Origin of the sequence: Tumidithrix helvetica PCC 7403 (assembly GCF_965232925.1) — a bacterium.
Lineage (GTDB): Bacteria > Cyanobacteriota > Cyanobacteriia > Pseudanabaenales > Pseudanabaenaceae > Tumidithrix > Tumidithrix helvetica.
Window position 1 is genome coordinate 1 of record NZ_CBDDRA010000075.1, and the last position, 589, is coordinate 589.

At 46.2% G+C, this 589-nt stretch carries 1 protein-coding gene; it reads right to left on the reverse strand.

The genetic code is table 11. The annotated features are described in order from the left end of the window. On the reverse strand, window positions 1–337 hold a 337-nt coding region (locus ACP2WE_RS26025), incomplete at its 3' end, for a DUF2330 domain-containing protein (RefSeq protein ID WP_425218425.1). Window positions 338–589: the final 252 nt, after the last annotated feature.

Consider the following 589-nt stretch of genomic DNA (forward strand, 5'->3'; position numbering starts at 1 on the left):
AAGGGTCGGAGTCAAAGTATTCTACCAAACGCGGTGCGCTAAAGGCATCGAGTCGCTCGATAATTTTGGACTCGCCAATCCGAACTTGCTCCTGTTTAAGCACAGTGGGTACGGGAACGACGAGTGCGAAGTCTTTCATGTCGCCCTGATAATCGTTTGCCATCGTCAGAATTGTCCGATCGCGATCGCGGGCAATCACCACTTGAGAAGCTTTGTTATAGAGACTGGCATCGGCTTTGGCGACATAAAAGCCACAAAAGGCTAAGGCTGTAGGCGTGAAACTCAGGAGAAGGATTCCAGAGAGGATACAGCCAATGAGAATTCTTAAGGGTTTCATAGGGATTGGGAATTCAGGTTTTCTTGGATATTACGATTGAACAAAATGCCTAGAAGCCAGAATCAGAAGCATGTTTATGATTCTGGCTTCTAAATTGTGTCTACTTTGCTGTCGCTGTCAACAAAGCAGACTATTTCCAGATTGTGCGCCAGAAAGAACTACCCTGAGTACCAGTTGCAGGTAGCTTTAGCTTGCGGCGGATATCTTGGATATTCCATCCCGTCAACTGTGCCAAAGTTTTTGCCTCTTTTT